We start from the raw sequence: 17,345 nt of genomic DNA on the forward strand, positions 1-17,345 counted from the left end.
CCGTCAGCCGGCTAGCCGCCAGACGTTCGGGCGGCCGGCCACCGGCGTGAGGTGTCCGGCGGCGGCGAGGTGGTGCAGGTGGGCGAGGGTCTCGCCGAGCGCCATCCGCCGCAGCCCGCCGGACAGCGCGTCCCAGCCGCGCGACCAGGTCAGTCCGGCCGCGATCTGCCAGGCGGACGCGGCCCGGTCCCTGACCACGACCAGGATCTCGGCGCCGCGCTCGTCGTGGTGGGTGAGCAGGTCGGCGGCCCGGTCACCGATGCCGCGGAACCGATATTCGTGCGCCGGCAGCGCCTCGTCGGCGTCGAAGCGGCCCATAAGTTCCAAAGATTTCCGGTACGCCGTGAGCGGGTCGCCGTGATTGTCGTGCACCCCGATGTTCGGGCTGATCCGCGGCAGCAGGTGGTCGCCGGTGAGCAGCACGCCCGCCTCGGCGTCGTGCAGGCACAGGTGACCGGGCGTGTGCCCCGGCGTCCACACCGCCCGCAGGTCACGCCCGTCGACCGGCAGCCGGTCACCGTCGCCGATCATCCGGTCCGGCTCGGCCATGGTGCGCAACTCGTCCATCCGGCGTGGAGCGATGGTGAGCGCGTCGACGTCCGCCTCCGGCACCCCGTGCTCGCGCAGCCAGCGCCGGTCGTCCTGGGAACGCCACCCGCGCCACAGCCGGCCGGGCAGCGTCGCGGCCTCGGCCGGGTGCATGCCGATCCAGGCGCCGCTCTCGCCGCGCAGCCAGCCGCTGAGCCCGTGGTGGTCCGGGTGGATGTGGGTGAGCACGATGCCGGCCACGTCGGTCAGGTCGGCGCCGGCCGTGGCCAGGCCCTCCTTGAGCGCGTGCCGGGATTCGGGGGCGTCCCAGCCCGGGTCGACGAGCACCACGGTGTCGCCGGTGAAGGCGTACGAGAGGGTGTAGCGCAGCGGGTTGTGCGGGATCGGGACGGGAATCGACCAGACGCCGGGGCGGACCTGCTCCACCGGCGGCAACACCCGCTGTAGCCAGGCCTCGCGCTGCGCCGTACCGGTAACCCTGGAACCCACGCCTGGACACTAACTGAAAAGAAGCCGGGTATTGCAACGCGGCTGCGTACTTGTTGCCACCTGACCAGTCACGTCAGCATCCAGTGGTGTCCATCGACGAGCAGCAAGCCCCCTACCAGCTCATCGCCGCCGGGCTGCGCAATCAGATCCTGGCCGGCCACCTCACCGTGGGGACGAAACTTCCGTCCGAACACGAACTGGCCGCGAAACATCACGTCGCGCGGGCCACCGCCCAGTCCGCGCTGCGCCAGTTGCGATCCGAGGGCCTGACCACGTCGCGTAAGGGCGCCGGCAACTACGTCGCGTCCGCGCCGGCCGCCGACATCGGGCGCTGCCCCGCCCACCTGGTGCTCGCGCCGGCCCAGATCGCCTGGCTGGGCACGCTGCCGATGCCCGCGCACGGCCTCGACCGGGTGCTGCACTGCGAGCTCGAACGGGCACACCCCGGCCCGCACGCGGGCCTGGGCCAGCACGCCGGTGACACCCCGTGGTGGGTGCAGTGGACGCTGGCCGCCTCCGAGATCGTCCCGGTGCCGATGTGCCCGGCCCAGCGGGTCCCCGAGCGCGCCGAGGTCGACGACAACAAGTGCCTGCTGTTCCAGGACCATGCCGGCCGCCACCTGTTCGGCGGCGACTATATGTGAGCAGTTCGGCGCCGCATCACATCGAGGCCAGATAGATGGTCTCCTGCGCCGAACCGGCCCAACGGCGCTCGACGACGATGGTGGCCGCCGCGATCCGCAGATGGTTCCGGTCGGCCGGGTCGGCAGCAGCCAGCATCAGCGCGGCCATTCGCATTTCCGTGAGGCTCGTCCGGCTCACTTTGTGCCGGGACAGCACGTCCTGAGTGCGTTCCCGCAGCAGTTCCACCAGCGGGACCGGCAGGCGAGGCCGCCCCGGCACGGCACCGGTCGGCCGGGCCGGGTCGCCCAGCAGTTCCGGCGCGGCCTCGACCCGGTATTCGTCCGACAGCCCGGCGGTCGCGGCGAGTGCGCGGACGAAGACGGCGAAGGCCTTGGCATGTTCGGCCGGCCGGCGTGCGACCGTCTCGCGCCAGACCCGGGCGAGCGGATCACCCACCGCGGCTGCCAGGAGGCGCTGCGCGTCGGCCGGGTCGGCGAGGAGGGAGCCCTGCTCGCCGATGGTCCTTGCACACCCGTGCCACCGCCGGTTGCCGACGGTGGCCACCTGGCGGAACGAGTTGGTGAACCTGCTCATCCGCTGAACGATCTCGGTGGCCTCCGTTTTCACTGCGGCGACGTTCTCGTCGCGCACCACGCGGCCGTGGTGTGAGATCACGGAGCTGTGGGCAAGGCGTTCGGCGGCCTCCCCGAGCCGCACGCAACGCTCGTGCAGCGCCGCCAGCCCATAGTCGCCGTGCACCGCGTTGCGGACGTCGGAGATCGCGGCAGCCGCGCCGATGTCACGATCCGAGTTGATCACGGCCGCCAGTTCCAGCACCGCCGCCCGGACATCCTCCACCGCCGCATACACCTGCTGGGCCGCTTCGGCGTCGTCGCTGAACGGGTTCGGTGAGGGCACCGCCTCGAAGTACTCGCGTTGCCGGTCCCTGGCCGCCGGCTTCGACCCGTCGAGCGCCACCCGCCGCCCGGTGTACGGCCGGGCCGCCCGCACGGTCAGGGCGTCGCGCCGGGCCCCGAGGCGCTGGGCGAGCGTGCCGACCGTCGAGGCGAGCAGCACGGCGCGGCTGCGGATGCCGAGCGACAGCAGGTCGAGCATGAGTCCCGGATCGGCCGATTCGCCGGTCAGGCCCGTCCGCAGCTCCACGCCGGTGACGATGGCCGGCGATCGCCGGCCCGGCAGCGTCCATAGAACGGGCAATTCAAAGATTCCGCCGTCCGCCCACACGAGCGGCGAGCCCGCGCGAAGTGCCTCGGCGGCCCCGTCAGTGCCGGCGGCCAGCGCCGTGAGCTCCGTTTTCGTCGGCAGCCGATAGGTGGTGTCCGGGTCGCCGCACTCGGCGGTGATCCGGTTGATCCACCTGACGAAATCGAGCGCATCCCGGCCCCACATGCCGCGCGCCGGGGTCGTATCCGGATGGCAGGGCCGGTCCGGCGCTGGATGCCCGTCCTGGACGAACAGCCAGTAGAGGCGGCTGGGCACCGGTCCGGCACAGAGCCGGCTGCCGCTCTCGGTGGGCACCGTCCGGCGCAGATAGCGCAGTGCCTCGATCCCGGCCACGATGCGGCGCCGTTCCGGGCCGGCACCGGGCTGGAACGCTGCGTCGACAGTCGCCCGCAGCCGTTCCCGGAGCTGCGGGTCGACCGCCTGGTCCAGGTCGGCGCACTCGAAGGCCAGCGAGAGCGCCGTGATCCGTTCGGAGTCGAGGCAGGCCCGGATGATCTCGTCGGTGGACTGCGCCGCGGCCCACAGCAGGATCACCTCCCGCCACCACGCCGAGTCGACCCCGTCGATCAGCACGTCGACGAGGCCGTTGCGGCGGATGTGCTCGGCCGCCAGGTACTCCTGGAAGGTCAGGTGAGCGAACGAGAGCTGCTCGTTGTCGAGCTCGACGAGGATGCCGTTCGCGGTCGCCTGCTGGAGCGCCGCGGCCGCCTCCGTCCCGGCCGCGAGCGACGCGGTCAGCGTGTTCCGGGCCAGGACCACCGTGCCCGCCGTCATGAAACGGTAGGCCAGCGCGGCCAGCCGTTCCCGGACAGCCGCGGCGTGTTCCCGTGCCTGCTCCGGGTCGCGTTCGTCGCGCGGGCTGAGAATGACCTGGAACAGCTGGTCGTACAACTTCTGGCGGCTCTTGGGCAGCGTGCCCCCGTAGCGATGGACGTTCGCGATCATGGTGAGCAGCAGGGGATTGACCATGAGATCGTGCAGCGCCGGCGTCGCCATCAGCCGGGTCAGCATGTCTGCCGCCCCGGCGGCGGCCCGCGCCCGAGCCGCCCGCCGCGACGCGCCCACAGGCCGGTCGGTGACCCGGTACCAGGCTTCGACGAACGTAGCGACCTGGTCCCGGGTGAACGGCCGGACCTGCAATGTGCGCAGCTCGTCGAGCCGGAGGCGGTCGTAGCCGTACGGGCGGGACGAGAGCACGACGTGGTTGTCCGGGTAGTACTCGAGCTGACGGCGGATCCACTCGATGACGGTCCGGCGTGCGTCGAACCCGGTCACCTCGTCGAGGCCGTCGAGCAGCACCACGCACCGCCCACGGCGCAGCTGGGTGTCCCACCATCCGGGCGGTTCGGGCACGCCGAGGTTGGCGGGAAGCTGGGCCACCAGCTCCGGGAGGTTCACAGCCGGGTCGGTCACCACGGCGGCGGCGTGCGACCGCAGCTCCACCAGGATCGGCAGCCAGCGCCGGTGAGCCAGCGGCGACCGGCCGGCGATCCGGCGCACCACATGGCGCAGCAGCGTCGACTTGCCGCTTCCCGGAGCACCCAGGAGCACCAGCGCCTGCGGTTCCCGCCGGCCGAGGAAGTGCCAGATCGAGTGCCGGTCGGTCACCGTCGCGGGAGCGTCGTCGAGCAGGCCGCCGCGGACATCGTGTTGCGGCCGGGGCACCAGGCTGACGTCCACGAACACCGCGTCCAGATCGGGAACCGCCGACCCCACGGTCGGCAGCGACGGGGCGGCGCTGGGGATCCGGGTCCGGCTCAACATCCGTTTGCGGTACGCAGTGGCGTACCGGTGCCCGGACCAGCCCAGCCGTCCCGGCCGCGGGGTGGTGCCCGGGAACCGGACCTCGGGGCGGCCGGGGAACGACGCCTGGGACGGGCGTGCCGCCTTCCGGTCCACCGCGGCCAGCAGGGCGGCGCGGGCCGCGGCCTCGTCCAGGCCGACCAGATCCACGTAGACCCGCGAGGACAGCAGCCCGGCCGGTGAGCAGGGCCGGACCCGAACCAGGATCAGCGTCCGCCGTGCCCCGGACGGGTCCCGAACGTACGCCGCCCGCCACTCGGCCGCGCCGTGCACGGAGGTGAGGTAGTCCGGGGACAGCACGGCAACGGTGTGTTCCGCGACGGTCGCCGCCTCGTGCATCTCGTGTACGAAGTCCGACCCGGCGGGAAAGTCGGCAGCCTGGTACACCGTCGTCAGCCCGGCCTTCTCCAGCTCGACGGCGATCCACCGGGCCCAGTCCCGGTCTTCGCCGGCGTAGCTGATGAAGACGGCCGGGCCGGCCGGTCCTGCGACCATCCGGCGTTCCTTCCTCCCGGGCAGAACCGCCATCGTACAAAGTGGTCGGCCGGGATGGCGCACACAACGAGCGGCCCCGGGACATGCCCGGGGCCGCCGATGGAGCTGTCAGCCTTCTTTTCAGCCGAAGTTGACGTCCGCGCACCAGTAGTACACCTGGTCGGCGTGGCCCGCTTCCCAGACGGTGTAGACGATGTGCCGTCCGGTCCGGCCCGGCGCGCTCACCGGGATCTTGACGGACACGCCACCCAGCACCGGGTCGTTGGTGGTCTCACCGACGCCGGGCGCGATCGGCCCGGTGTCCTTCAGCAGGGTGAGGTCGCTCCAGCTCGGGCGCTGCGTCAGCGGGTTGAAGCCCTGCCGGGTCACGTACACCCGGAAGTACTTCGCGCCGTGCCGCGCCTGGTCGTGCGCCACCACGGTGAAGTTCGACGAGTTGGGGATGTTCGTCGCGACCCAGTTGCCCGGGGTGTCCAGCGCCGAGTACGTGGTGCCGTTGGTGTTACCGGCGCTGCACAGCGAGCCGTTCGGGACGGCGGCCTGGTGGTTGTTCTGTACGTTCTCGCGGTACAGGCCGTTCCAGTTCCACATCGCCGAGGTGTTGGCCTGCCACGCCTGCCAGCACATCGGGTCGGTCTGGGCCATCGTCGGGTTCTGGAAATCGCTGCCCCACCGCTTCCAGCAGCCGTAGTTGCGGGATGCCGGGTCGATGGTGGAGCCGTGGGCGAACGCTCCGCTGGCGAGCGTCGTGGCGAGCAGCGCAGCGGCGGCCGTCGCGACGGTGGCGACCCGGGCGACGGGTCGGGGCAAACGCAGAGAAAGGGACATGGGTGCCTCCAGCACTCGATGGGGGGATCGAGATGCCCGAGCGCAGCTGAGCTGGGCGGATCGACGCCCGGAACCGGGGGGCGTCGCACGGAAGCCGCGCGTAGGCATGTGTTGAGCGGCGGCCGGGGGTTCGCCCTCGCCCCAGCTGAGCCAATTAATTTCACCGGTTCCGGTATCGAGCCTCTCAGGTCTTATTTAAGGTTGTCAATATTTGGCCCGGTGGCCACCGCACCCACTGTCACCATGTGGCCCGTCACCGACCTGGCCGAACTCCTCGGCCGCCGCCCCCCCCGCGGGCCTGCTCGATCGATCGCACTGCGCCCTCGGCTGCGCTGCACGACACCGGCGTGCCGGGCCTCTCGGAACCGCCCGGTGACCCGCTGCACCGGACCGCCGACAGCTCCACAGCGACCGCGGTACCCCGGCGGGCCGGGTTCGGCCGCGACATACCACGGGAGCGGGTCTACGCCGCGCCCCGGCCGCGCGGCTCCGTGTTCAGCGGCCCGCCGACTCCGACGACCGCCGACTCCGGTCTGGTCATGGAGAAAGATCAACGTCCGGGTGCGGAGATGCGGCTGCCGGCGATCAACGCGGTGAGGACCGCTATGCCGTACTCGTCGCCGACCGCCACCGCGATGTCGTCGTGGCGGAGCGCGAAGCCGTGGTCGGGGGCCGGCACCAGGGTGCCGTCGCGGATCACGGCCACCACCGCGGCGCCGGAGAAGCCGCCGGGCTGCAGGTCGCGCAGCGAGTGGCCGTCGGCGGCCGAGCCGGCCGGGATCCTGATGCGGACGGCGGTGAGGCCGGCTGTCTGCAATTCCAGCTCCCGGACGTGGTCGACGAAGACGGTGCCGGCCAGCAGGTCGGCCAGCTGGTGGGCCTCGTGGTCGGCGAGGCTGACGGTGCAGGCGGCGCGTTCCGGGTCGTCCTGGTCGTACACGACCAGGTCGCGCCGGCCGTGCCGGCGGTTGATCACGCCCAGCCGCTGCCGGGCCCCGGTGGTGATGGCGTGACAGACGCCGACACCGGGCAGTGCGATGCGCTCGATGGTCATCGTCGGCTCCGTTCTCGTCCGTGACTTTCCAGCCTGGCCCACCGGAGGGCCGCTTAACATCCGTGCTGGCACCCATTTCGTGACGCATTGTTTGGGTGCCAGCACGGATGGACGATGTGCCGCCCGCCCGGCAGGCTCGAAGCACACGAACCGCAGTCGGATGAGGGGCCTGGCGTGACACTGTTCTGGCGCATTTTCTCGCTGAACGCGGCGGTGCTCGTCGTCGCGACGGTGGGACTGCTGCTCGGGCCGGTGACGGTGTCCACGCCGGTGGTGCTGACCGAGGCGATCGTCCTGATCACCGGACTGGCCGCTATGTTGATCGCGAACGCGTTCCTGTTGCGCGTCGGGCTGAGCCCGCTCGACCGGCTCACCCGCACGATGACCACCGTCGACCTGTTGCGGCCGGGCACCCGGCTGCCGGTCAGCGGCCGGGCCGGCATCGCGGCGCTGATCCGGGCGTTCAACGCGATGCTCAACCGGCTCGAGGCCGAGCGGGCGGCCAGCGCGGCCCGGGCGCTGTCGGCGCAGGAGGCCGAGCGCCGCCGGGTCGCGCAGGAGCTGCACGACGAGATCGGCCAGACGCTGACCGCCGTGCTGCTCGACATCAAGCGGGTGGCCGACCAGGCGCCGGCGCCGGTCGCCGACCAGCTGCGCCAGGTGCAGGAGACCACCCGCAACAGCCTCGACGAGATCCGGCGCATCGCCCGCCGGCTGCGACCGGGCGTGCTCGAGGAGCTCGGGCTGTCCAGCGCGCTGCGGGCGCTCGCCACCGAGTTCTCCACCGCGGGGCTGGCCGTCAAGCGCCAGCTCGGCACCGACCTGCCCGAGCTCAGCGCCGACGTGGAGCTGGTGCTCTACCGGGTGGCGCAGGAGAGCCTCACCAACGTGGCCCGGCACTCCGGCGCGCACACCGCGACGCTGATCCTGCGCCGGGACGGCGACGACGGGGTGGAGCTGCGCATCCGCGACGACGGCAGCGGGATGGGCTCGGCCGCCGAGGGCGCCGGCATCCGCGGCATGCGTGAACGCGCGCTGCTCATCGGCGCGATCCTGACCTTCGCCGCCGCGCCGGGCGGCGGCACCGACGTGAGCCTGCGGGTGGCCTCCGGGGATCGGGGGAGATGACCGTGCCCGGACCCACCCGTATCCTGCTGGCCGACGACCACGCGCTGGTGCGCCGCGGCGTCCGGCTGATCCTCGACCAGGAGAGCGACCTCACCGTGATCGCCGAGGCCGCGGACGGCGCCGAGGCGCTCGACCTGGCCCGGGCCGACCCGCCCGACCTGGCCATCCTCGACATCGCGATGCCCCGGATGACCGGTCTCCAGGCCGCCCGCGAGCTCACCCGCATGCAGCCCGACCTGCGCATTCTCTTCCTGACCATGTATGACAACGAGCAGTACTTCTTCGAGGCGCTGCGGGTCGGCGCGGCCGGCTACGTGCTGAAGTCGGCCGCCGACCGCGACCTGGTCGAGGCCTGCCACGCCGCGATGCGCGACGAACCATTCCTTTACCCGGCCACGGTGACCGCGCTGGTCCGCGACTACCTGGAGCGCGTGCGCGGCGGCGCCGGCATCCCGGCCAAGGCGGTCACCGACCGCGAGGAGGAGGTGCTCAAGCTGGTCGCCGAGGGGCACTCCACCCGGCAGATCGCCGAGCTGCTGTTCATCAGCGCCAAGACGGTGGAGCGGCATCGCGCCAACATCCTGCAGAAACTCGGCCTGCGTGATCGGCTGGAGCTGACCAGGTACGCCATCCGCGCCGGACTCATCGAGCCCTGATCATGCTGCTGATTCTGCTGATCCACGCGCTGGCCGCCGTGCTCGCACCCGCCCTGGTGCGGGTGGCTGGCCGCCGGGCGCTCTACCTGCTGGCCCTGGTGCCGGCGGCCGGCGGTGCCTGGGCGCTGGCCCAGAGCGGCCGGGTCCGCGACGGCCGGCCGCCCACCGAGACCTACCCGTGGGTGCCGCAACTGGGCACGGAGCTGGCGTTGCGGCTCACCACGCTGCCCTGGCTCATGGTGGTGCTGGTCGGCGGCGTCGGAGCGATCGTGCTGGCGTACAGCGCCCGCTACTTCGCGCCCGGCGAGCGCGGGCTGGGCCGGTTCGCCGCGTTGTTCCTGGCGTTCGCGGGGGCGATGACCGGGCTAGTCGTCTCCGACGACCTGCTGGTGCTGTACGTGTTCTGGGAGCTCACCACCGTCTTCTCGTACCTGCTGATCGGCAACGACCCGGAGCACGGGCCGAGCCGCCGGGCCGCCATGCAGGCGCTGCTGGTGACCACGCTGGGCGGGCTCGCGATGCTGGTCGGCTTCGTGATGCTCGGGCAGGCCGCCGGCACCTACAAGCTCTCCGCGATCGTCGCCGGGCCGTCGCCCTCGCCGGTCTACCTCGGCATCGCGCTCGTGCTGATCCTGGTCGGGGCGATGTCCAAGTCGGCGATCTTCCCGTTCGGTTTCTGGCTGCCGGCCGCCATGACCGCGCCCACCCCGGTGTCGGCCTATCTGCACGCCGCCTCGATGGTCAAGGCCGGCATCTTCCTGATCGCGGTGCTCGGCCCGTCCTACGCCGACGACCTGCCGTGGCGGCCGGTGCTGGTGATCGGCGGCCTGCTCACCATGCTCGGCGGCGCCTGGTCGGCGCTTCGCCAGTACGACCTGAAACTGCTGCTCGCCTACGGCACGGTGAGCCAGCTGGGGCTGCTGGCCGTGGTGCTCGGCGCCGGCACCCGGGACGCGGCGCTGGCCGGCACCGCCCTGCTGCTCGCGCACGCCCTGTTCAAGGCCGCGCTGTTCCTGGTGGTGGGCGTCGTCGACCACACCGCCGGCACACGTGACCTGCGCGAGCTCAGCGGGCTCGGTGCCCGGCAACCGGTGTTGGCCGGGGTCGCGATGCTGGCCGCCGCGTCGATGGCCGGGGTGCCGCCGATGGCCGGGTTCGTCGGTAAGGAGGCGGTGTTCGCGGCCTTCACCGGGGCGTCCACCATCGACCGGCTGGTGCTGCTCGCCCTGGTCGCCGGTTCCGCGCTGACTGTCGCGTACAGCCTCCGCTTTGTCTGGGGTGCTTTTGCCCGCAAACCGGATGTCGCCGAGACCCGGCCGCACGCGCCCGGCGCTCTCTTCCTGGCGCCTCCCGCGCTCCTCGCGCTGTCGGGACTCGCGGTCGGCGTGACGGCTCCGCTGATCGACCGGATGGTGAGCCCGTACGCCGCGGGCTACGTGGCCGCGGAACACCCGTACCACCTCGCCCTGTGGCACGGTCCGGGGTTGCCGGTGCTGCTCAGCGCCGTCGCCCTGGCCTGCGGCACGGTGCTGTTCCTGCTGCGCCCGGACCGGCCCGGACCGCCGGCCGCACCGCGCGACCGCGCCTACCGCCGGGTGATGGCCGGCGTCGACCGGCTCGCGGTCGAGGTGACCGGCGCGACCCAGCGCGGTTCGCTGCCGTTCTACGTCGCGGTGATCCTGGTCGTGCTGGTGGTGCTCGGCGGTGCCACGCTGCTGGCCGGCGCGCCCTGGCCGATGGTGCTGCGGCTGTGGGACTCCCCGGCGCAGGCGGTGGCCGGCACCGCGATCATCGTCTCGGCCCTGGTGGCCGCCCGGGCCCGGCGCCGGTTGACCGCGATGGTGCTGGTCGGGGTCTCGGGGTACGGCATCGCCGTGCTGTTCGTCCTGCACGGCGCGCCCGATCTGGCGCTCACCCAGTTCCTGGTCGAGACGGTCACCATCGTGATGTTCGTGCTGGTGCTGCGGCGGCTGCCCGAACACTTCTCGGCCCGGCCGCTGGCGCTGACCCGCCGGCTGCGCGGCGCACTCGCGGTGGTGGTGGGTGCGGTCACCGCGGGAATGGCGTACGCGGCGGTCAGCCGTCGCCAGGCCGAGCCGATCTCGAGCCAGTTCCCGGAGCTCGCGGTCTCCTTCGGCGGCGGCACCAACATCGTGAACGTGGCGCTGGTGGACATCCGGGCCTGGGACACGATGGGCGAGATCTCGGTGCTGGTGGTGGCCGCGACCGGGGTGGCCAGCCTGATCTTCCGGCGCACCGGTGCGCTGGAGCGGCGCAGCGCCCGGCGGGGCCCCGGCCGGGTGCCGGTCGGCGACTCGCCCGCCTGGCTCGCGGCCGGCGACACGCCGGAGGCCCGGCGGCAGTCGATCATCCTCCAGGTCGTCGCCCGGCTGATGTTCCACACCGTGGTGCTGTTCTCGATCTACCTGCTGTTCTCGGGGCACAACGCGATCGGCGGCGGCTTCGCCGGCGGCCTGGTGGCCGGGCTGGCGCTGACCGTGCGCTACCTGGCCGGCGGCCGTCGCGAGCTGATCGCGGCCGCACCGGTCGACGCCGGCCTGGTGCTGGGGTCCGGCCTGTTCGTCGCGGTCGGCAGCGGGGCGGTGGCCATGCTGCTCGGCGGCGAGGTGCTGCAGAGCGCGCTGCTCGACTTCCATCTGCCGCTGCTCGGCCACGTCCATCTCGCCACGTCGGTCTTCTTCGACATCGGCGTCTATCTGATCGTCGTCGCCCTGGTGCTGGAGATCCTGCGCAGCCTGGGCGCCGAGTTGGACCGCCAGGCCGAACCGGCCGAGGAACAACGCCACGAGATTCGGGAGGAGGTCACCGTATGACACCCAACCTGCTTTACGTGATCGTGGTGGGGGTGCTGTTCGCGACCGGGGTCTCGTTGCTGCTGGAGCGCAGCCTCACCCGGATCGTGATGGGCGTGATCCTGCTCGGCAACGGCGCCAACCTGCTGATCCTGCTGGGCGGCAAGGCCGGTGGCGCGCCGATCGTGGGCGTGACCCCCAACGCCGAGATGAGCGACCCGCTGCCGCAGATCATGATCCTGACCGCGATCGTGATCACGCTGGGGATGACCGCGTTCCTGCTCGCGCTGGCCTACCGGAACTGGAAGCTGACCGGCAACGACGAGGTGCAGGACGACGTGGAGGACCGCCGGATCATGGTGCTGGCCGAGCGGGACGAGGGCCCGGGCACGGCCGACACCCACGACGTCGCCGAGGCGCCGCGATGAACTTCCTCGTCCCGTTGCCGGTGGTGATGCCGCTGCTCGGTGCCGCGCTCACGCTGATGATGGCCGGGCGGCCGCGGGCACAGCGGACGGTCAGCCTCAGCGTGCTCACCGGCACGCTGCTGGTCTCGGTGGCGCTGCTCGTGCTGACCAGCACCGACGGGCCGCTGGTGGTGTCCGTCGGCGGGTGGACGGCGCCGCTGGGCATCGTGCTGATCGCCGACCAGCTGGCGGCGCTCATGCTGGTGGTCTCGTCGGCCGTGACGGTGTGCGTGCTGGTGTACTCGATCGGGCAGGGCATGGCGGACGGCAACGAGGAGACGCCGCTGTCCATCTACCACCCGACATACCTGATCCTCACCGCCGGCGTGACCAACGCGTTCCTGGCCGGCGACCTGTTCAACCTCTACGTGGGCTTCGAGATCCTGCTGGTGGCCAGCTACGTGTTGCTGACCCTCGGCGGCACCGAGAACCGGATCCGCGCGGGGACCACGTACGTGGTCGTGTCTTTGGTCTCGTCCTTGATCTTCCTGGTCGCCATCGGGCTGGTGTACGCCGCCACCGGCACGCTCAACCTGGCCCAGCTGGTCGACCGGCTGGACGCGCTGCCCGACGGCCTGCGCCTGATGTTGCAGAGCATGTTGCTGCTGGCGTTCGGCATCAAGGCCGCGGTTTTCCCGCTGTCGGCGTGGCTGCCGGACAGCTACCCGACCGCGCCCGCGCCCGTCACGGCCGTCTTCGCCGGCCTGCTCACCAAGATCGGCGTGTACGCGATCATCCGGACCGAGACGCTGCTGTTCCCCGGCGGGCGGGTGGCGACGCTGCTCATGGTGGTCGCGTTACTGACCATGGTGGTCGGCATCCTCGGCGCGGTGGCGCAGTCCGACCTGAAACGGTTGCTGTCGTTCACGCTGGTCAGCCACATCGGCTACCTGCTGTTCGGGGTGGGGCTGGCCACCCGGCTCGGGCTGTCCAGCGCGATTTTCTACGTGGTGCACCACATCACCATCCAGACCACGCTGTTCCTGGCCGCGGGACTGATCGAACGCCGTGGCGGCAGCGCCACCCTGGACCGGCTGGGCGGGCTGGCCCGGTTGTCGCCGGTGCTCGCCGGGCTGTTCTTCGTGCCGGCGCTCAACCTGGCCGGCATCCCGCCGTTCTCCGGGTTCATCGGCAAGACCGGCCTGCTTCAGGCGGGCGCCAACGACGGCAGCGTGCTGGCCTGGCTGCTGGTCGGCGGCAGCGTGCTGACCAGCCTGCTGACCCTGTACGCGATCGCCCGGGTGTGGAACCTGGCGTTCTGGCGCCGTCCCAACCCGGCGATGCCCGACCCGGCCGAGGCCGATCCGCCCACCTCCCTGCTGCCCCGGCTGATGGTGGCGCCGACCCTGGTGCTGGTCGCCCTGGGCGCCGGGCTGACCGTGGCCGCCGGGCCGCTGTACGAGCTCAGCGACCAGGCCGCCGGCTACCTGATCGAGCGCAGCGGGTACGTCGACGCCGTCTTCCCGCAGGGCCAGCTTCCGGAGGCACCGCGATGACCCGCCCGGCCCGGGACCGGTTGATCGCGGTGGCCGGCCTCACCGGGATCTGGGTGCTGCTGTGGGGCAGGCCGACCTGGATCAACGTGGTCGGCGGGCTGCTGGTGGCCACCGTGATCCTGATGGTCTTCCCGCTGCCGCCGGTCACGTTCGGCGGCCGGCTCAGCCTGCCCGGCCTGCTGCGGCTGGTGTCCCGGTTCCTGGCCGACCTGGTGGTGGCCAGCGTGCAGATCGCGGTGCTGGCGTTCCGGTTCGGGCACGTGCCGCGCAGCGCCGTGATCGCGGTACCCCTGCGGGTGCCGACCGACCTCAACCTGACCCTGACCGCGGAGGCGTTGTCGCTGGTGCCGGGCAGTCTGATCGTCGAGGCCGACCGGGCTCGCGGCGTGCTCTACGTGCACGTCCTCGGGGTCCGCGACCGGGCCGAGGTGGAACGGTTCCGGCAGGGCGTGCTCGAGCTGGAGGCGCGCATCGTCGACGCCCTCGGCAGTCCGGCCGAACGCCGGCTCACCGCGACCGCGCCCACCGTCCGTGAGGGGAGCCCGTCATGACCGTCGTTGCGGTCGTCGTCACCGTGCTGCTGGCCGCCGGGACGGCGCTCACCATGGTCCGGGTGGTGCGCGGGCCGTCGATCCTGGACCGGATCGTGGCCACCGACGTGCTGCTGGCCATCGTGGTGATGGCCGTCGCCGTGGTCGCGGCCACCACCCGGGACGGGACCGCGCTGCCGATTCTCGCGGTGCTGTCCATCCTCGGGTTCACCGGCTCGGTCAGCGTCGCGCGGTTCGCCACCCGCAGCGGGCCACGCCGGTCGGACGGCTCCGGTTCCCGTACCGCCGACATCGAGGGTGAGGGGGCACCGCCGTGACCGATGCACTGGATGTCGTGGCCGCGGTCTGCATGGTGGCCGGCGCGGCTTTGAGCCTCGCCGCCGGGGTGGCGCTGGTCCGCTTCCCCGACCTGCCGTCCCGGATGCACGCGGCCACCAAACCGCAGGTGCTGGGCCTGCTGCTGGTGCTGCTCGGGTGCGGGTTGCGGCTGCGCGACACGGTCGACATCACCACGCTGGTGCTGGTCGCGGTGTTCCAGCTGAGCACCGCGCCGGTGGCGGCGCACATGGTGGGGCGCGCCGCCTACCGTGCCGGTCAGGTGCGTAAGGAGCTGCTGCTGGTCGACGAACTGGACGCCCAGGCCGCCGCGGCGGGCCCGCAGGATGCCGTCGAGGTTCGTGGTGCGCGCGAACGGGTGGACGCTGGGCGGCGCGCCGGGCAGGTTTCGGCCGCCCGGAACGCGGCGGGAGCGCAAGATGGGTGCCATGACCGCTGACACGCCCTCCGTGCCCAATCCGCTGCAGGCCGTCGACGAGACCTGGCAGCGTGGCCTCGCCATCGTGGCCCACCCCGACGACCTCGAGTTCGGTGCCGCCGCCGCGGTCGCCCGCTGGACCGCGCAGGGCAAGGAGATCGTCTATGTGCTGCTGACCAGCGGCGAGGCCGGCATCGACGGGATGGACCCGGCCGAGGCGGGGCCGCTGCGCGAGCGGGAGCAGCGCGAGTCCGCGGCCATCGTCGGGGTCGGGCAGGTCGACTTCCTCGGGCTTCCGGACGGCGTTCTGGAGTACGGGGTTCCGCTGCGCCGCGAGCTGAGCCGGGTGATCCGCAAGCACCGGCCGGAGATCGTGATCACCAACAACTTCCGGGACAGCTGGGACGAGGAGGGCAACGCGCTGAACATGTCCGACCACATCGTCACCGGCAAGGCCACCCTGGACGCGGTGCGCGACGCGGCCAACCGGTGGGTGTTCCGCGAGCAGATCGACGCCGACGGCCTGGAGAAGTGGGGCGGGGTCCGCGAGGTGTGGGCGGCCGGCTCGCCGCAGTCCAAACACGGTGTCGACACCACGGACACCTTCGACCTGGGGGTCCGGTCGCTGGAGGCGCACGCGGCATACCTGCGCGGGCTGGGGTCGGGCGACTTCGACTCGGAGGAGTTCCTGGAGGGCTTCGCACGGCAGACCGGGGCGCGGCTCGGCGCCCGGTACGGCGCTTCGTTCGAGGTGTTCCGGCTGGGACTCTTCTAGGCCAGCGCGGCCAGGTGCCCGTACGGCATCCGCCGAGACTGTCGTGCGCGCGGGGCCCGGTCGAGTGGATGGCCCAGGTCGCCGGCCAGCGCCAGGGCCCGCTCGTGGTAGGCGAGCGCGGCCGCCGGGTCGCGTTCCGTCTGAGGTCGCTGCGCACGGCGGCACCGGTCGACGGCGGCCTGCGGGCGTCCGGCGACCGCACCTGGGGCGGATTCCTGTGCCGCATCGGGGCCTGACCCGTCCGGGATGGGCCTGAATATCAGGGGCGGGCCCATCCTTTCCAGAACCGGGCGAACTTGCGGCGGTACTTATCGTCCGGCTCGGCGTCGATCAGCTCCAGCGCGGTCGACCGCACATTGTCGTCGCCGGTCGCGTCGTAAAGCAGGCGCAAGGTCTCGACGATGTCGCTGCGTACCAGGGTGCCGTTCTTCTCGGTGAAGCTGTCGCCGTAGCGCTTACTCACGGTGGCGAGCAGGGCGGAACGGCGCTCGGTGCCGCCGGCCAGCCCGATCCGCCAGAGTGAGCGCAGGCTGTGCCGGGCGGTGACGAACTTCGGGTCCTTGGTGACGGCGATCAGCGCGTCCAGGTCGCCGAGAATGCGGTCGCCGGGGTCGTGCGCCGCGAAGTTGCAGAGCAGTTGGGCGGCGATCGACCGCTGGTGGTTGTCGGCGTCGGCGAGGTGGCCCACGACGTCCGCCCACACGGCATCGGCCCAGTCCACGGGTTCGGCGGTCGCTTCCATGAGGATCTCGTACGCCTCACCGCGGCGTACCCGGTCGGCCACCCAGAGGTTCGGATACAGCGGGTGCACGTCGCTCATGGGTCAACCTCTTCGTCTAGGTCATCGTCGTTGTCGAACGGCTCGTCGCTCCACCGCCACCTTGCCTCCTGCCCGTCCACCCGGAGCAGAAACTCGGGCACGCGTGCCCCGTCCGGGTAATGCAGAGCGACGGCGTTCCGAACCGCCAGATACGACGAGTCACCCTCATCGTCATAACTCTCAAGCAGCGCCCGCACCGCGCCGAACCCGTCGAGTTCCTCGATTCGCGCGTAGAGCCACGGAAAGGCGCCGTCCTTGACAACCAGCCGTGCGAGTAACTCACCGTCGTCGCCGAACCGTCGCAGTGTCCAGACCTCGCCCTGATCCCCCACGGCCGCCGACTGTAGCGACGCCCCTGATCCGGCCGGCCACCGACCCGATCTTGGTGGTTGGCCCGGCGGGACCAGAGCCGGAGCACGGCAGGGGTGTGCGCGATAGGCGGCGCCGTCCGGGCCACCACGTCCACCGCGCTGTCGTCCGCGCTGTCGTCCGCGCTGTCGTCCGCGCTGTAGTCCGCGCTGTCGTCCTCGGCCAGATGTCGTCGAGTTGCTGTCGTTGCCGACAGCAGATCGCCAAGATCGGTCGCGTGCGTCCCAGCGACGCCCTTTAAAGAGTATTTATACGATTTATCAGGTGGGGCGATCGTCCTGCGGGATGGATAGTTCAGATGCCGGGATGGCGTCTCGGGGTGGTGAGAGGACCAAGGTCCGCAACGCGGACGGAGCGCGGAAGGAGCGCGGTTGGTGGGCGCGGAGTAGGCGGGGTGGGGTGCAGCGGGTGGGGTGGGGCGCGGTGGGG

Annotated in this window: 17 protein-coding genes; 11 read left to right on the top strand and 6 right to left on the bottom strand. The window is 71.8% G+C overall.

Features of this window, described 5'->3' with window-relative positions; genetic code table 11:
- Positions 1–3 precede the first annotated feature (3 nt).
- A complete protein-coding gene (locus Ari01nite_RS13940) occupies positions 4–1,038 on the bottom strand; it encodes an MBL fold metallo-hydrolase (protein WP_203781633.1) in 1,035 nt (344 codons plus the stop codon).
- A gap of 86 nt (positions 1,039–1,124) precedes the next feature.
- Here Ari01nite_RS13940 and Ari01nite_RS13945 point away from each other — a divergent pair, with 86 nt between their 5' ends.
- Complete coding sequence (locus Ari01nite_RS13945; protein ID WP_203781634.1) at positions 1,125–1,682, top strand: GntR family transcriptional regulator; 558 nt, start codon at positions 1,125–1,127, stop codon at positions 1,680–1,682.
- Positions 1,683–1,698: 16 nt separating this feature from the next.
- Here Ari01nite_RS13945 and Ari01nite_RS13950 read toward each other — a convergent pair whose 3' ends face one another.
- The 3 genes from Ari01nite_RS13950 to Ari01nite_RS13960 form a co-directional block, all read right to left on the bottom strand.
- Positions 1,699–5,205 (bottom strand): TIR domain-containing protein, encoded by a 3,507-nt coding sequence (locus Ari01nite_RS13950; RefSeq protein ID WP_203781635.1) that lies wholly within the window; start codon positions 5,203–5,205, stop codon positions 1,699–1,701.
- A 120-nt stretch (positions 5,206–5,325) separates the two neighbouring features.
- A complete protein-coding gene (locus Ari01nite_RS13955; RefSeq protein WP_203781636.1) occupies positions 5,326–6,033 on the bottom strand; it encodes a lytic polysaccharide monooxygenase auxiliary activity family 9 protein in 708 nt (235 codons plus the stop codon).
- A 550-nt stretch (positions 6,034–6,583) separates the two neighbouring features.
- Positions 6,584–7,087 (bottom strand): cation:proton antiporter regulatory subunit, encoded by a 504-nt coding sequence (locus Ari01nite_RS13960; protein WP_203781637.1) that lies wholly within the window; start codon positions 7,085–7,087, stop codon positions 6,584–6,586.
- Positions 7,088–7,261: 174 nt separating this feature from the next.
- Between Ari01nite_RS13960 and Ari01nite_RS13965 the strand changes: the two genes are divergently transcribed.
- The 10 genes from Ari01nite_RS13965 (at position 7,262) to Ari01nite_RS14010 (ending at position 15,963) form a co-directional block, all read left to right on the top strand.
- The gene (locus Ari01nite_RS13965; protein WP_203781638.1) at positions 7,262–8,215 is read left to right on the top strand and encodes a sensor histidine kinase; all 954 of its coding nucleotides are present in this window, start codon (positions 7,262–7,264) and stop codon (positions 8,213–8,215) included.
- Positions 8,212–8,871 carry a response regulator gene (locus Ari01nite_RS13970; RefSeq protein WP_203781639.1) on the top strand — a complete coding sequence of 220 codons (660 nt, stop codon included), beginning with the start codon at positions 8,212–8,214 and terminating at the stop codon, positions 8,869–8,871. Before Ari01nite_RS13965 ends, Ari01nite_RS13970 begins: the two co-directional genes overlap by 4 nt.
- A 2-nt stretch (positions 8,872–8,873) precedes the next feature.
- Positions 8,874–11,705, top strand: coding sequence for a Na+/H+ antiporter subunit A (locus Ari01nite_RS13975; RefSeq protein WP_203781640.1), 2,832 nt, complete (start codon positions 8,874–8,876; stop codon positions 11,703–11,705).
- The gene (locus Ari01nite_RS13980; protein ID WP_203781641.1) at positions 11,702–12,112 is read left to right on the top strand and encodes a Na(+)/H(+) antiporter subunit C; all 411 of its coding nucleotides are present in this window, start codon (positions 11,702–11,704) and stop codon (positions 12,110–12,112) included. Before Ari01nite_RS13975 ends, Ari01nite_RS13980 begins: the two co-directional genes overlap by 4 nt.
- A complete protein-coding gene (locus Ari01nite_RS13985) occupies positions 12,109–13,647 on the top strand; it encodes a Na+/H+ antiporter subunit D (RefSeq protein ID WP_203781642.1) in 1,539 nt (512 codons plus the stop codon). Before Ari01nite_RS13980 ends, Ari01nite_RS13985 begins: the two co-directional genes overlap by 4 nt.
- Positions 13,644–14,198 carry a Na+/H+ antiporter subunit E gene (locus Ari01nite_RS13990; RefSeq protein ID WP_203781643.1) on the top strand — a complete coding sequence of 185 codons (555 nt, stop codon included), beginning with the start codon at positions 13,644–13,646 and terminating at the stop codon, positions 14,196–14,198. Before Ari01nite_RS13985 ends, Ari01nite_RS13990 begins: the two co-directional genes overlap by 4 nt.
- On the top strand, positions 14,195–14,515 hold the full coding sequence (locus Ari01nite_RS13995; protein WP_203781644.1) for an MrpF/PhaF family protein: 321 nt from the start codon (positions 14,195–14,197) through the stop codon (positions 14,513–14,515). The genes Ari01nite_RS13990 and Ari01nite_RS13995 overlap by 4 nt, the downstream gene beginning before the upstream one ends.
- Positions 14,512–14,973 carry a monovalent cation/H(+) antiporter subunit G gene (mnhG, locus tag Ari01nite_RS50875; RefSeq protein WP_275410848.1) on the top strand — a complete coding sequence of 154 codons (462 nt, stop codon included), beginning with the start codon at positions 14,512–14,514 and terminating at the stop codon, positions 14,971–14,973. The genes Ari01nite_RS13995 and mnhG overlap by 4 nt, the downstream gene beginning before the upstream one ends.
- Complete coding sequence (locus Ari01nite_RS14005; protein WP_203781645.1) at positions 14,963–15,727, top strand: PIG-L deacetylase family protein; 765 nt, start codon at positions 14,963–14,965, stop codon at positions 15,725–15,727. The genes mnhG and Ari01nite_RS14005 overlap by 11 nt, the downstream gene beginning before the upstream one ends.
- A gap of 68 nt (positions 15,728–15,795) precedes the next feature.
- Positions 15,796–15,963, top strand: coding sequence for a hypothetical protein (locus Ari01nite_RS14010; RefSeq protein ID WP_203781646.1), 168 nt, complete (start codon positions 15,796–15,798; stop codon positions 15,961–15,963).
- 23 nt (positions 15,964–15,986) lie between these two features.
- On the opposite strand, the gene Ari01nite_RS14015 is transcribed toward Ari01nite_RS14010, so the two are convergent.
- Together Ari01nite_RS14015 and Ari01nite_RS14020 are read right to left on the bottom strand one after the other, a co-directional pair.
- Positions 15,987–16,547, bottom strand: coding sequence for a hypothetical protein (locus Ari01nite_RS14015; RefSeq protein ID WP_203781647.1), 561 nt, complete (start codon positions 16,545–16,547; stop codon positions 15,987–15,989).
- The gene (locus Ari01nite_RS14020) at positions 16,544–16,879 is read right to left on the bottom strand and encodes a hypothetical protein (protein ID WP_203781648.1); all 336 of its coding nucleotides are present in this window, start codon (positions 16,877–16,879) and stop codon (positions 16,544–16,546) included. The genes Ari01nite_RS14015 and Ari01nite_RS14020 overlap by 4 nt, the downstream gene beginning before the upstream one ends.
- Positions 16,880–17,345 lie beyond the last annotated feature (466 nt).

The sequence above is a fragment of the Paractinoplanes rishiriensis genome (assembly GCF_016862375.1).
Classification (GTDB): Bacteria; Actinomycetota; Actinomycetes; order Mycobacteriales; family Micromonosporaceae; genus Actinoplanes; species Actinoplanes rishiriensis.